We start from the raw sequence: 12,536 nt of genomic DNA, 5'->3' as shown, positions 1-12,536 counted from the left end.
CTGGCCCTGATTATCGTGGAGCGAACCCCCGGCGGCCTTCTTGCTTACATCCCCAGGTGCTTCTTGAGAATGTCCGAGCCCGTGATGGCAGGCTCGCTCGGGGCCAACTCCAAGGCTTTCTTAAATGACGCGGTGGCCTCGTCATGTTTGCCCATCTTGTCCAAGGTCAGCGCGACGTTGTAGTGCACGACGGCCGAATTGGGATCGGCCTTGACGGCCTTCTGGAAATGCTCCATTGCCACATCCCAATGCCCCTGCTGGTAGTGTCCCACCCCCTCGTCATTGGCCATTCGAGCGGCCGAACTGGCCGGGGCAAACAGTGGAGCATCGGCCGCCGCTCCGGCTTTCCTTGCTCCGCCTCCGGTTTGGCTTGGCTCGCACCCAACGAACCCGTTGGCCACAAAGAGGACGAGTCCGAGAACAACAGATCCTAGTCTCATGGCATCCTCCTCGGTGAGATGTCGTTGATCCGTGACTCATCAGTCTAATACAGCGAACAGGCGAAGGCTACGCGCACGTGGCGCGCCATGACATGCGGTATGCCGCTCCCATTTGAGACCACGCGAGAACGCGCCTACCGACTCTACGGCATACGCTCCGGACTTACGGGGCTGCGTGGTCACCGGCGACACCGTAACCGAGACAGAATCCTTGCTCCGGGAGGCCAGTGAATCTCATTGGGAAGGGCTCAGGGCCGACGGCCTTCCGATCCCGCAGCCGAGCAGCCAAGTTGAATGCATCAACGTCCCTGCCTAAGATCTCACTCAACATATCGCGGCCGCCAATCAACTTGAGCCGGCTCAACCGCGGCGCAAGATCTGGTCTGATCGCGTCAATTGATTCCTGGGAATGTGTGGTTTCAGGACCTGACCCTGAATCCTGATCTCCTGAAGAGGAAAGGAGGTTCACCGATGAAACTCACCAGCTCCGCATTTCAGGCAGGGGGAATGATTCCGAAACAATACACGTGTGACGGCCAGGATATGTCGCCTCCGTTGAGCTGGTCTGATGTTCCCGACGGAACAAAGAGCTTGGCTCTGATCGCGGATGACCCGGACGCTCCGATGGGGATCTGGGTGCATTGGGTCGCGTGGAATATCCCGGTGACGGCCCGAGCCCTTGAGGAAAACGTGCCGAAGCGAGATGCCCTCCCGAACGGCTTAAAGCAGGGCACATCGGACTTTCGACGCGTCGGCTATGGAGGGCCCTGTCCACCCTCCGGCACTCACCGCTATTTCTTTAAATTGTACGCGCTGGATACGACCCTCAACCTGTCGCCAAGCACGACGAAGAAAGATCTGGAGAAGGCCATGCAGAGCCATATTCTTGGACAGGCGGAGGTGATGGGGACATACAGCAGGAAATAGGGATCCGCTGGCAGGTCTGCCGATTCTGAGGGCGACACCGTCGCGGTTTCAGCGCAATGTGTGATAGCAATACCCAACCCTGCTTCATGTACCATGCGGATCGGTAGGCTCAATCGTCATGCATCAAGAGGATTGAAGATGGACCCAAGTTTTTGGCACCAAAGGTGGGAGAAGAATGAGATTGCCTTTCACGAAAGTAAGGCCAATCCACTGCTCGTGGAGCACTTTCGTGAGCTTGGCGTAGCCAAAGGCAGCCGGATTTTTGTCCCATTGTGCGGGAAGACTCTGGATATTTCTTGGCTACTCTCCAACGGCTATCGGGTGGCGGGAGCCGAATTGAGCCGACTGGCCATTGAGCAGTTATTCACGGAATTGGGCCAGCAACCAGCCATATCGGCGACCGGCCAAGTGGAGCGGTGGAGCGCACCACAGCTTGACGTATTTGTCGGCGACATCTTTGCGCTGTCCGGAGAGAGACTCGGCCCGGTCGATACCGTCTATGATCGGGCCGCGTTGGTGGCCTTCCCCGAAGAAATGCGCGATCGCTATGCCGCGCACCTCACAACGATGACAGGCAAGGCTCCGCAGTTGCTGATTTGCTATGAGTATGACCAACGCATGATGGACGGTCCTCCGTTTTCAGTGAGCAACGAGGAAGTCACGCGGCATTATGCCGCGCATTATGATCTCACGCTCCTCGAGAGCAGAGAGGTATCCGGTGGATTGAAGGGCAAATGTCCAGCCAAGGAGAAGGTGTGGCTGATAAAAAGATGAGGCGTATCGGTACATTGCAAGCGATCGCTCGTCACGCCTGACAAGGGCACCGTCGAACTTCGACCCTCAACCCGGAACCCGGCGCTCCGCCGCGTCGATAGGGGAACGGGCGGTACGCAACGAAGGATCCTCCCAGATCAGGATTCGCTGGTGGGTGGTTGGCAGGCTGGTATGGGAACCGCTTGTGATGGGAAATCGGACGGCGGAGGCGGGAGGCTTGGCAGGGCATCGTTGCAGAAGGAGCATGACGGAGTGAAGGCCACACAGTGGGACGGCCAAACTGGCGCGATCCTGTAGGCCAACACCCGTCACTCGCACTGAAAGAGCTGCTTGCACAGGGCCTCGCACTTCTCGGTTCGCTCTTGGCAAAGGGCTAAACAGGCGCTATCGCCCGCGCATTGGCTCCGGCACATCAGACTATCCGCCGCGTACTTATCCCGGCCTGTCACCTGGACCAACTGCTTATGCCCTCTTGCCTTTCAGGGACTTTCCCGCCCACTATTATAGAGCCGAGTTGAGTACAGGTGAAAACTGTCGCCGAATGCGAGGCACTGGTCATGATGGGAGAGCATCAGCACGCGAGCCACCATGGACCCCAGAAGGTCATCGGCCCACTGTCCGGGAAGACGATCAACATACCGGATGTGAACCGTCCGCCGATGCCTGCTCTGGCTCCTTCCGGCGTCATTCACAACGGCAGGACAGCCGAACACTTCGGCGAGATCGACTCCTCCCGCGGATATCCTGATGTGAGGAGCTTCAGAAGAAAGTTCGGTCTGATTGTCCCCGCTACGAATACCAGCATGGAGCACGAGCTTTGGAGCATTATTGGCAGGAATCCACAGACACTCAGAGGGGTCGGCCTGCACACGTCCAATGTCATCACGCCGAAGCCGACGTTAGAAACCGAGGCAGATCTCTTGGAGTATCAGAAGCAGTTCTTGGGCGGATTGAAGGCCGCGGTTGATACGGCGCTGTTGGCGGAGCCGCAATACATGCTTATGGGCATGAGCTTGGAACATATTCTGTGCGGCATCGAACAAGTAAAAGAACCTATGGCTGAGATCGAGGAGCACTCGAGATTGCCATGGGCCACCTGGCATGAGGCCGTCGTCGCCGCGCTGCGAAAGTATCAGGCGAGGCGCATCGGGATCTTGACACCGTTCGACAAGAAAGGAAACGAGCACGCCACGCGCATGTTCCAAGACCTGGGGTTCGAGGTGGTGGCGAGCGTAGGCTTTTCTTGCGCCAATGCTCTGCATATCGCACATGTTCCGGACTGGGCCAAGGAGAAGGCCATACTGGACATGCTGGCCACGCGTGACAATGCACTGGACGCCGTCGTCCAGTGTGGCACGAATATGAGCTTGATCGATGTGGCGGAACAACTGGAGCCGGTGATCGGGATGCCTATCCTGGGTATCAACGCTGTGATCTTTTGGTACGCCCTCCGGGAAACGGGGATCCAAGGAGCAGTAGTAGGGGCGGGGAGATTGTTGCAAGAGTTCTGACCGGTCGTGAGGTGCAGAACAAGAGGCCCGGGATCTCTTCGTCACCGATACCGCCACAGATCGGCCGGGTCTCAGGTGACGTGGGAATCGGCGACTGAGGGAGCGGGGCGGAGACACGGGCTGCCACGCGCCGCGATCGGGTGGGGTGGCATCAGGTTTTGCTCCGCGTTCTCATCTGCTTGCGGGACCGTTGTTTCTTCCAATCGTTCGTCAATAACCCCGAGAACCCCCAGTTGGCTTCTGCAATTTCTTGAATCACGATATGGGTATGCTCTGGATGCTTGCCCAGGATCCGGACAAGCGAACCGGTCACCTCTCTCACGAGACGGGCTTTCTGTGCTCTCGTGGCACCCTTGGTAATCTGGATATTGACATACGGCATGACCACTCCTTCTTGAGGGTTTGAGATCTCGAAAGGTTGTGGAATGATTTGGCGGCCTGGTGCAGGCAGTCTACTGCAACATTGACGGCGTATCCATCACCCCAGGAGAAGGTGCCGTGCGAAGAGCGGCTAATCGAGCGGGACAGAGAAGACGTCCCCCGGGTGCGGCGCAACGTGTGATGACAGGACTTCAGTCACTCTGTTGCATCCAATAATGGGAACAGGTGTTATGAGAACAGGAAGGATGACAATCAAGAGTCGATTGGTCACTCGCACTGAAAGAGCTGCTTGCACAGGGCCTCGCACTTCTCTGTTCGCTCTTGGCAATGGACCAAACAGGCGCGTCGCCCGCGCACTGGCTCCGGCACCGCAGACTGTCCGCCGCGCATTTCCTCCGACACTGCCGGCACCGCATGTCCTCCGCCACCTTCACGCCATCGTTGATAGACGGCCGTGGCTCAGTGATGCCCTCCTGCCCCCGTACTGCGTCGCTTGTCGCTGACCGTTCCTCTTCACCCCGGGTCTCACTTCGATCTCCGTCCCGATACTCGTGGCTCGGGAATGGACGGCACTCGGCGGCCCTGTCTTGGATGAACGTCACCATCGCCTCATGCCGTGACGGGTCGTCATCCGAGGCGTCATGCGATTGCGCCCAGACCATTCCCGCATTCACCAGGACCACCAGGACGAGGACGAACCCAGAGCGTGCGACCGGCAGCTTCTTCATAGCGTGGCAAGTCTACTGCAAAGTCGGAGGCGGATTCATCACTCCGGGGACGAGATGGAGCGCTGTGTGGGGAGCAGGGACGAGAAGTGTTACGGGGGGCTTGACGCAATGACGAATCACGCTGATTGGCCTGCCACCCACACGCAATGTGTGATGACAAGACCTGACCCTAATTCCCAATGCCCAGGCGCACAAGCTGAGTTTTTTCGTGCACCCCGGTGAGCTGTGCCGCCCGCTTCATGAGCTGGTCGTCGATGTTCAGCGTCGTACGCATATGCATGAACATGCATCAATCAGGCATCTGGGTCAAGGTGCTCCAGACACCGGCCGGCGAGCGGCATCCGTCCGCAACCTCGATCCGGTTGTCGGGTTGCAATACCCGAAGTGGCCCCAGGGCTCATTCGACTGTGCAAGCCTACCGCTGGCTCATCGCGAATGACGAAGCAGGCTGGACCGCCACTCCAGCTTGCAACTGCGTCTTGCTACAGTGTGCGCCAATGGCGTACCATTCTCCATGCGGTTTGTGGAGACTCCGGTGTTTACCGCCGCGGTGCGGCGTCAGCTAGACGACGAGAGCTATCGGGCGCTGCAATTGGCATTGTTGCTGCGGCCCACGCAAGGCCCCATCATTCAAGGTGGCGCGGGACTGCGCAAACTCCGATGGGCGGCGGAGGGGCGAGGCAAACGAGGCGGGGTCCGCCTCATCTACTATTGGGAGCCGGCAAGCCAGACGTTTTATATGTTGTACCTCTATGCAAAGAACGAGCAGGGCGACCTCACGGCAGACCAACTCAAGGTGTTGGCCAAGCTCGTTCGGAGGGAATTCTCATGAAGGACACGGCATTTCAAGAGCTGCTGACCAGCATCCGGCAAGCCGGACGCATTCGTCGAGGCACGCTGAAGCCTGCTCGCGTCACCACCTTTCGTCCGGCCGATGTGAAGAGCATCCGGGAGAAGCTCAAGGCATCGCAGGCCGAATTTGCCTTAATGATCGGTGTCAGCATCGCGACGCTCCGTAACTGGGAACAGGGACGGCGAAGGCCTGAAGGTCCGGCGCTCGCTCTACTTCGCGTCGCAGCTCGCAATCCCCGTGCAGTGGCCGAGGCGTTACATCGCCCACCGAGAAAAGGCGCAGCCTAAGAATGTGTCCCGTACGCGCGATCCCGGAGAAGCGAGGGGAGTGAGAAGCTAGGACCGAATGGTAGGCAGGCTGGACAGCCACACGCCGTGCAATGTGTGATTGCAAGACCCGACCCCATCTAGATTCAGCAAGCAGGAGACGCCCGCTCCGACGGGCTTACAGAAACAGGTAGATCGCGGCCACCATCCCGAAGAAGTCGGACGTGTTCCTGCCTCTTACGCTGAACCAGGGGCCGGCGATCAAGCCGACGTGTTCGTTATAGAGATATTCCACGGCCGGCGCCACGCTCAGCACATCGCCTGATCCCCTGCCGGTGACCGCCGGTTCACCTGTCGGGCCGATTCCCGGCGTTCCGGAAAAGCGAGTCGCCTGGATGATCTGAAAGCCGATGTCGAGCGCGAGCACCCAATGACGCGTGAGCGTGTACTCGGCGGCCGCCGTCAGCGTCGTGACCGATCCCGGGTGAACCCGTCCATCCGTCCCGAAACCGCCTCCATAGGCGTTGAACCCGGTCACGTCGACGGGCATGTACAGGCTATGAGTCAGATTGAAACGGTAGCGAAGGAAATGGTCGCCGCCGAGATGGAACAGGTTCTGGACTCCGGCGCCGAAGGTCGTGGCGAAGGATCCCCCTCCGGTCGCTTCGACGCTCGCTTTGATCGGGTCCAGATTCTCGAAGCGTCCCGTCGGAAACATCTCCTGCACCCAAAGCCTGATCGCCGGAACCCACGAGCCGGGCCGGCCCCTCAGTGCTTGAAATCCGAGCGCGACCGGAAATCTCCGAATCCCGTGGAAGACTGCCCCTGTGAACGATTGCTGAGCCATTGCGGGGCCAGTTCGAGATCGATGCGGTCGGTGAGGCCGTAGATGAGATAGTTCTGCTGAACGATTGTGCGGAAGTTGTTCGCCGATTGCAGGCGCCACGTGTCATTGTAGAGCCCGCCGTACTGCGTGAAATAGAGGTAGGGTTCGACGACAGCATGTCCCCGGTCGAGGGTGCTCCCGCGACTCGAAAGCAGAGTCCCGGTGAACCACGGCGCGCGCAGGGAAGCGAGCTCCTCATCGAGTTCGGTACCCATGACCACCGGCGCTGCCCACGGGCTTGCGAGCAGGAGGCTGAGGCAGACGGCGGAGAGGATCGGGGCGGGACGACGCTGATGAGGGTCAGGTCTTGCAATCCTACATCAGACCTACGTCGCTTCTCCCAGGTACATCGTGCTCACCGTTTAGCGGTTCGCTGCAACCGCGAGGCGAAATCCCATGGCGTGGAGTAGCCTGTCGAGACTCTTCAGTTCAGGATTCCCGCGCTCCGAGAGCATCTTGTACAGGCTTTCGCGGTTGAGTTTGGTTTTCCGGGCGAGTTGCGTCACGCCTCCCTGCGCCTCCGTCACGTTTCTGAGCGCCAACAGAAACAACTCGGGATCGTCTTCTTCCAATGCCGCGTTCAAATATTCTTCGGCCTCACGCGGATTGCGCAGGCTCTGAATCAGCTCCGGCTGATAGGCTTTGCTCCTTTTCATGACTGTCTCCTGTGCGGACCGAAGGGTAGTCGAAAATCTACCCTTCGACAAGGGGGCCGTCAGGCTCCGACCTTGGTTGTCGATATACGCGCCAATGCGCCCCGCGAACTCGCTGATTGGACGTTCTCCCCGGGAAGACGCCCCGTGATTGGGCCGATTGCGGCCGTCGAACGAGGCCCTTCTGAGGGCGCGCGTTCCGGGAGCGCGGGACCAACCGCGGGGCGGCCTTCCCCTCTCCCTTGATCTCGCCCATCGACCAATACCCTCAAGGTAACGAAGAGGCTCGCAAGATGCCAGAGAACGGATGCGTTCGGAGTAGAGGAGGATGGCTTGGGGGGAATCAGGATAACGGCGTGACAGAGGCCGAGGGGTCTCTCAAATGGCTCTGTCACTGGGGACCAACGATCTTACGAGCGTGGGCCGCGCCACTCGTCGTGGCGCGGCCCATGAGAAAACGACCGCCGAACAGTTACGACCCGGCTTTCCAAATATCCGTCACCGCGCCGCTTTCGTTCAGCTCGATCGTGACGCGGCTGCCTTCCTCGATCGGCTTGGCCTTGACTTCGATCCGTTCGAGCGGGAACACCTTCTCCCCTTCGGGCGTCCAGAGCTTGATCTCCTTCTTCATCTTGCCGACATAGACCAGCTTGCCCGTGACCAGCCGATGGGCCTTGTCATGGCCCTTCTGGTGGTGGTCCACGACTATGTTTTCCTCGTTGACCCAAAGCGTGATCTCGTCGCCGGCCTTGATGTCCTTCGGCAAAGTCTTGGCGTTGAGCCAATAGTCGCCGCCTGGCGCCTTGACGGCCACCATCGGCCCTTGAATCCGATCGACCACCCCATGCACGGTGATGTGGTAGCCAGCCTTGGTCTTCGGCTGTTCGTCAAAGGTCATCTCCACGTTCATCTTATGAATATCGATGACCTTCCCGGCCTCATTGAGTTCGACGGAGATGGGCGTGCCCTCCTCGATGCCCGCCAACTGGGACCGGCCGCTTTGCACGTCGAAGGTCTTCTCGCCCTCCGGCGTCCAGAGCTTGATCTCTTTCCGATCCTTCGAGGCATAAGCCAGTTTGCCCGTGACGAACCGGTGCTTGTGGGCCGGATCGCCCTTTCGGTGCAGGTCGATCACGACGTTGTTTTCGTTCACCGACATCTCGACCTGTTCTCCCACTTCGAGATTCTTGGGAGCCGTCTTGGAGGCCACCCGCATCTGTCCCCAGGGAGTCTTGATCGTGATCAGGTCGGACTGAATGGCCGTCACCTCCCCGCTGACCTTCATGTGGGTGCCGGGGCCGTGGCTGTGCTTGCCGCCCTCATCGGCCAGGGCGGGGGATGCAGCCAACAGCAGGCTCAGCACCATCGCTCCGGCGAGCGACCCGATCGGCCTGCGGCTCGGATTCTCTTCTCTTGACTTGACAGGGGTCATCTTACCTTCTCCTTTCATGATGGCTTTGTGGAATGGCGGACCGTCGTCCTGACTGTCAGCCGATGTGGTGATGGGCCTCATGGAGCGGCCGCGGGGCATAGTGGCGCTCGGCGCCGAACCATCGCGCGATGACCCGGTCGAGGGACCAGGCTCCTCCGCCGGTCAACACCAGCGCGGCGCTCATCCCGATCACGAGCAGGTGATATTCAAATCCTTCCCCCTGCTGCTGGCCGAACCAGTTCATGAAAAAGCCGTGCGGCAGATGGGAGGTTACGATCGCGCCGAGCATGATCACGATGAAGCTCGCCGCCGTGAACCGCGTCAACAGGCCGGCGGCCAACGCCAGGCTGCCGAGGGACTCGCCGATGATGACGAGAAACGCGACGAGCCAGGGCAATCCCATCTGTTGCGTAAAGAACCCGAGCGTCCCTTCGAATCCGTGGCCGCCGAACCAGCCCAACAACTTTTGCGCGCCGTGCGGGAACATGACCGTCGCCAACATCAGCCGCAGCACCACAGGAGACCAGGACTCGTCCGTCTTGAACAGCGCTTGCATCTCACACCTCCTTACTTGAAAGATCGTGGTTGTGATGGAACTCGATGACTCATGCCCTGAGTCATCAGCAATCGCCGTTCCATGTGTGGTTCACGAATCCATCGAGCTTCCAACTCCGCGATCACATAGACGATTCTCTTCCATTTCTCTTGCAATTCAGCGAGGAAAAACCCGCGGTGCCGAAGGCCAGCCCGCCGTCCTATCGGCAACTGCCGACATATCGGCAGTCCGGTGATCCCCTACCGGATGTCCGCATATTGGAGACGCAGGCTGTTGGCCACCACGCTGACAGAGCTGAACGCCATGGCGGCGCTCGCGAGAATCGGGCTCAGCAGGAGCCCGAAGGCCGGGTAGAGGAGTCCGGCCGCCACCGGAATCCCGACCACGTTGTAGGCGAAGGCCCAGAACAGGTTCTGTTTCATCGTCCTCATCGTGCGTCTGGACAATTCAATCGCGGTGACCGCGCTCCGCAGGTCCGAGCGCATCAACGTCACGTCGCTCGCCTCGATCGCGATGTCGGTGCCGGCGCCGACGGCGATGCCCACGTCCGCCTGCGCCAGAGCCGGCGCATCGTTGATTCCGTCGCCGACCATCGCCACGGTCGCTCCCTCCTTCTGGAGACGCGTGATCTCCGCCACCTTCCCCTCTGGCGAGACCCGTGCGACGACACGATCAATTCCGGCCTGGGCGGCCACGGTCTCCGCGGTGCGCCGGTGATCGCCAGTGAGCATGGCCACCTGAAGCCCGAGCCGTTTCATCCGTTTCACCGCTTCCCGGGACGTCGGCTTGATCCGGTCGGCCACGGCGATCAGACCGGCGAGCCGCCCGTCGACCGCGATGAACATCGGAGTCTTGCCTGCCTCCGCCAGGCGCTCGGCCTCCTCCCGCAGCTCGTCGGTCGCCACACCGGAGGCCGCCATCAAGCCTTCGTTGCCGACCAGGACCGATATGCCGTCGATCCAGCCGCTCGCCCCCTGGCCGGTCACGGCCTGAAAGTTCTCAGCTCGGCTCAGCACGAGCGACTGTTCCGCGGCATACCGGACAATCGCCTCGGCTACTGGATGTTCCGACGACCGCTCGAGCGACGCCACCAGTCGAAGCACCTCGCGGTTCGGCCAGGGCGCCGCTTTCGCGCCCACATAGTCGGTGACGGTGGGTTGCCCCTCCGTGATGGTGCCGGTCTTGTCCAACACGACGGCCGTCACACCGCCGATGCGCTGCAACGCCTCGCCCCCTTTGATCAGGATGCCGAGCTCGGCGCCCTTCCCGGTCGCCACCATGACCGCGGTCGGTACGGCGAGTCCCATGGCGCAGGGGCAGGCAATGATCAGCACAGCGACGGAAGCCGCGAAGGCCCTCACGGCCGGAGCCGTCTCCGCGGTCACGAACCAGACGACGAAGGTGGCGACCGCGAGCGACAGCACCACCGGGACGAAGACCGCGCTCACGCGATCGGCCAACTTCTGAATCGGCGCGCGCGAGCTCTGGGCGTCGCGCATCAAGGTCACGATTTGGGACAAGACGCTTGCTGCCCCGACCGTTGTCGCCCGGTACTGAAACGCGCCGGTCTTATTGATCGTCCCGCCGATCACCGCATCGCCAGCGCGCTTGTCCACCGGCATGGCTTCTCCGGTGAGCATCGATTCGTCCACGCTGCTTGTCCCGTCGATGATCGTGCCGTCCACCGGAATCCGCTCGCCCGGCCGCACGACCACTAGGTCTCCTGCCCCGACGGTCCCGACCGGCAGGGTCTGCTCCATCCCGTCGCGCAGGACCCGCGCGGTCTTCGGCTGCAGGGAGACCAGCCGTTGAAGGGCGGCGGAGGTTTGGCGTTTCGCCCGGGCCTCCATCATGTGGCCGGTCAGGATCAGGGCGATGATGAGGATCACCGCCTCGTAGTAGACATCCGGGGCGAGACCCCGCTCGATGAACAGGCCGGGCGCGACGGTTGCGAGCGCGCTGTACAGAAAGGCCGCGCCCGTGCCCACGGCGACCAAGGTATTCATGTCCGCCGAATGGTGGCGGAACGCCGACCAGGCGCGAAGATAAAAGTGGCGCCCCGCCCAGACCATCACGCCGAGCGTCACGCCCAACAGGGCGAGGGACAGAACCCTCGGCTCGATGCCGTAGAGCCACGGCGCGGCGCCGCGCAGCACCGGGGTCAAGCGCTCCATAGCCCACCGCATGAAGGGATCGGCAGTCGGCCCATGTTCGGTCATGCCGGCCATCAGGGGCATCGACAGGACCATCGCCACCGTTCCGGCCAGACCGCTCCAGATCGCCTTGCGCTTGAGCGACAGGAATTCTTCCGCCTGCGCCTTATCCCGCGTCTCTTGCTCATCCACCGCGCTCAAAGCGGGACTGGGCAGATCGGCCTGGTAGCCGGTGTCCCGGATCGCGGCGACGAGGTCTTCCGGCGACGTGGCGGCCGGATCGAACCGGACCGCCGCGCTCTTCATCATCAGGTTGACGGAGGCCTCGATGACACCTGGTTGTTGTCCGAGGGTGCGCTGCACGCGCGCTTGGCAGGCGGCGCAGGTCATCCCCTGAACCGGTATCGTGATCGTTCGAGCGGCGGCGCCCGGGCGGGCGCCGCCGGCCTCCTCGACGGCAAGCGGGTGGTCCTTCAGCGCCGTTTCCATGAGGAGTCCTCCTTTGCGACTTCCCGGCTTTGGGCCAGGAAGAAATACCAGTTGATCCAAGCGATGACCGCGGTTCCGCCGAGGATGACCAGCCATTCGATGGCGCTCATGCGGCCCTCCCGGCTGGGCGAACGTCGTAGCCCGCCTCCTTCACGGCCTCGACGATGTCGCCGAGCTCGCTCACCTTCGGATCGTAAATCACCCTGGCCTCTCCCACTTTCACCTCGCAATGCTGCAAACCCTCCACGCGCGCCAAGGCCCTTCGGATTTGACCCACGCAATGGCCGCAGCTCATCCCCTCGATCTGTAACGTGATCTCGTTCATGGGACTCTCCCCTCTGTAGGTGGTGGCTGTTTCGCCTGATCACAGGCGCTGTCACCACTACAGACGGAAACGGCGGCGGATTATTACAGTCGGGAAGGCCTCCCTGTCGGAGGCCCTCCCAGATCGGATCGAGGATGTGAGTCGGGACATCGAGAGAAGGCG

General features: G+C 61.1%; 16 protein-coding genes. 5 read left to right on the top strand and 11 right to left on the bottom strand.

Features of this window, described 5'->3' with window-relative positions:
- Nucleotides 1-44 precede the first annotated feature (44 nt).
- A complete protein-coding gene (locus QWI75_RS00615; protein ID WP_289266744.1) occupies nt 45-440 on the bottom strand; it encodes a tetratricopeptide repeat protein in 396 nt (131 codons plus the stop codon).
- Between the two features lie 471 nt (nt 441-911).
- Between QWI75_RS00615 and QWI75_RS00610 the strand changes: the two genes are divergently transcribed.
- The 3 genes from QWI75_RS00610 (at nt 912) to QWI75_RS00600 (ending at nt 3,652) form a co-directional block, all read left to right on the top strand.
- A complete protein-coding gene (locus QWI75_RS00610) occupies nt 912-1,367 on the top strand; it encodes a YbhB/YbcL family Raf kinase inhibitor-like protein (RefSeq protein WP_289266743.1) in 456 nt (151 codons plus the stop codon).
- Nucleotides 1,368-1,505: 138 nt separating this feature from the next.
- A complete protein-coding gene (tmpT, locus tag QWI75_RS00605) occupies nt 1,506-2,141 on the top strand; it encodes a thiopurine S-methyltransferase (RefSeq protein WP_289266742.1) in 636 nt (211 codons plus the stop codon).
- Nucleotides 2,142-2,665: 524 nt separating this feature from the next.
- Nucleotides 2,666-3,652 (top strand): maleate cis-trans isomerase family protein, encoded by a 987-nt coding sequence (locus QWI75_RS00600; protein ID WP_289266741.1) that lies wholly within the window; start codon nt 2,666-2,668, stop codon nt 3,650-3,652.
- 151 nt (nt 3,653-3,803) lie between these two features.
- On the opposite strand, the gene QWI75_RS00595 is transcribed toward QWI75_RS00600, so the two are convergent.
- Together QWI75_RS00595 and QWI75_RS00590 are read right to left on the bottom strand one after the other, a co-directional pair.
- Entirely contained in the window at nt 3,804-4,034 is a 231-nt protein-coding gene (locus QWI75_RS00595; protein ID WP_289266740.1) for a tautomerase family protein, read from the bottom strand.
- Nucleotides 4,035-4,930: 896 nt separating this feature from the next.
- Nucleotides 4,931-5,035: a type II toxin-antitoxin system VapB family antitoxin gene (locus tag QWI75_RS00590; RefSeq protein WP_289266739.1), complete on the bottom strand. Its 105-nt coding sequence runs from the start codon at nt 5,033-5,035 to the stop codon at nt 4,931-4,933.
- Between the two features lie 261 nt (nt 5,036-5,296).
- Here QWI75_RS00590 and QWI75_RS00585 point away from each other — a divergent pair, with 261 nt between their 5' ends.
- A complete protein-coding gene (locus QWI75_RS00585) occupies nt 5,297-5,593 on the top strand; it encodes a type II toxin-antitoxin system RelE/ParE family toxin (protein ID WP_289266738.1) in 297 nt (98 codons plus the stop codon).
- Nucleotides 5,590-5,901: a NadS family protein gene (gene nadS / locus QWI75_RS00580; RefSeq protein WP_289266737.1), complete on the top strand. Its 312-nt coding sequence runs from the start codon at nt 5,590-5,592 to the stop codon at nt 5,899-5,901. Before QWI75_RS00585 ends, nadS begins: the two co-directional genes overlap by 4 nt.
- A gap of 157 nt (nt 5,902-6,058) precedes the next feature.
- On the opposite strand, the gene QWI75_RS00575 is transcribed toward nadS, so the two are convergent.
- The 8 genes from QWI75_RS00575 to QWI75_RS00540 all read right to left on the bottom strand — a co-directional run bounded on the left by QWI75_RS00575 (nt 6,059) and on the right by QWI75_RS00540 (nt 12,374).
- The gene (locus QWI75_RS00575) at nt 6,059-6,598 is read right to left on the bottom strand and encodes a hypothetical protein (RefSeq protein ID WP_289266736.1); all 540 of its coding nucleotides are present in this window, start codon (nt 6,596-6,598) and stop codon (nt 6,059-6,061) included.
- Between the two features lie 50 nt (nt 6,599-6,648).
- Entirely contained in the window at nt 6,649-6,981 is a 333-nt protein-coding gene (locus tag QWI75_RS00570) for a hypothetical protein (protein WP_289266735.1), read from the bottom strand.
- A gap of 147 nt (nt 6,982-7,128) precedes the next feature.
- Nucleotides 7,129-7,422 (bottom strand): addiction module antidote protein, encoded by a 294-nt coding sequence (locus tag QWI75_RS00565; RefSeq protein ID WP_289266734.1) that lies wholly within the window; start codon nt 7,420-7,422, stop codon nt 7,129-7,131.
- Nucleotides 7,423-7,891: 469 nt separating this feature from the next.
- The gene (locus QWI75_RS00560; RefSeq protein WP_289266733.1) at nt 7,892-8,851 is read right to left on the bottom strand and encodes a hypothetical protein; all 960 of its coding nucleotides are present in this window, start codon (nt 8,849-8,851) and stop codon (nt 7,892-7,894) included.
- 55 nt (nt 8,852-8,906) lie between these two features.
- Nucleotides 8,907-9,407 carry a DoxX family protein gene (locus QWI75_RS00555; RefSeq protein ID WP_289266732.1) on the bottom strand — a complete coding sequence of 167 codons (501 nt, stop codon included), beginning with the start codon at nt 9,405-9,407 and terminating at the stop codon, nt 8,907-8,909.
- 239 nt (nt 9,408-9,646) lie between these two features.
- Nucleotides 9,647-12,049 (bottom strand): heavy metal translocating P-type ATPase, encoded by a 2,403-nt coding sequence (locus QWI75_RS00550; protein ID WP_289266731.1) that lies wholly within the window; start codon nt 12,047-12,049, stop codon nt 9,647-9,649.
- Nucleotides 12,034-12,159: a hypothetical protein gene (locus QWI75_RS00545; protein ID WP_289266730.1), complete on the bottom strand. Its 126-nt coding sequence runs from the start codon at nt 12,157-12,159 to the stop codon at nt 12,034-12,036. Before QWI75_RS00545 ends, QWI75_RS00550 begins: the two co-directional genes overlap by 16 nt.
- A complete protein-coding gene (locus QWI75_RS00540; RefSeq protein WP_289266729.1) occupies nt 12,156-12,374 on the bottom strand; it encodes a heavy-metal-associated domain-containing protein in 219 nt (72 codons plus the stop codon). Before QWI75_RS00540 ends, QWI75_RS00545 begins: the two co-directional genes overlap by 4 nt.
- Nucleotides 12,375-12,536: the final 162 nt, after the last annotated feature.

The organism is Nitrospira tepida (assembly GCF_947241125.1).
Lineage (GTDB): Bacteria > Nitrospirota > Nitrospiria > Nitrospirales > Nitrospiraceae > Nitrospira_G > Nitrospira_G tepida.
The sequence above is the reverse complement of the archived record's forward strand: the minus strand, read 5'-3'. Positions and strand labels throughout refer to the sequence as shown.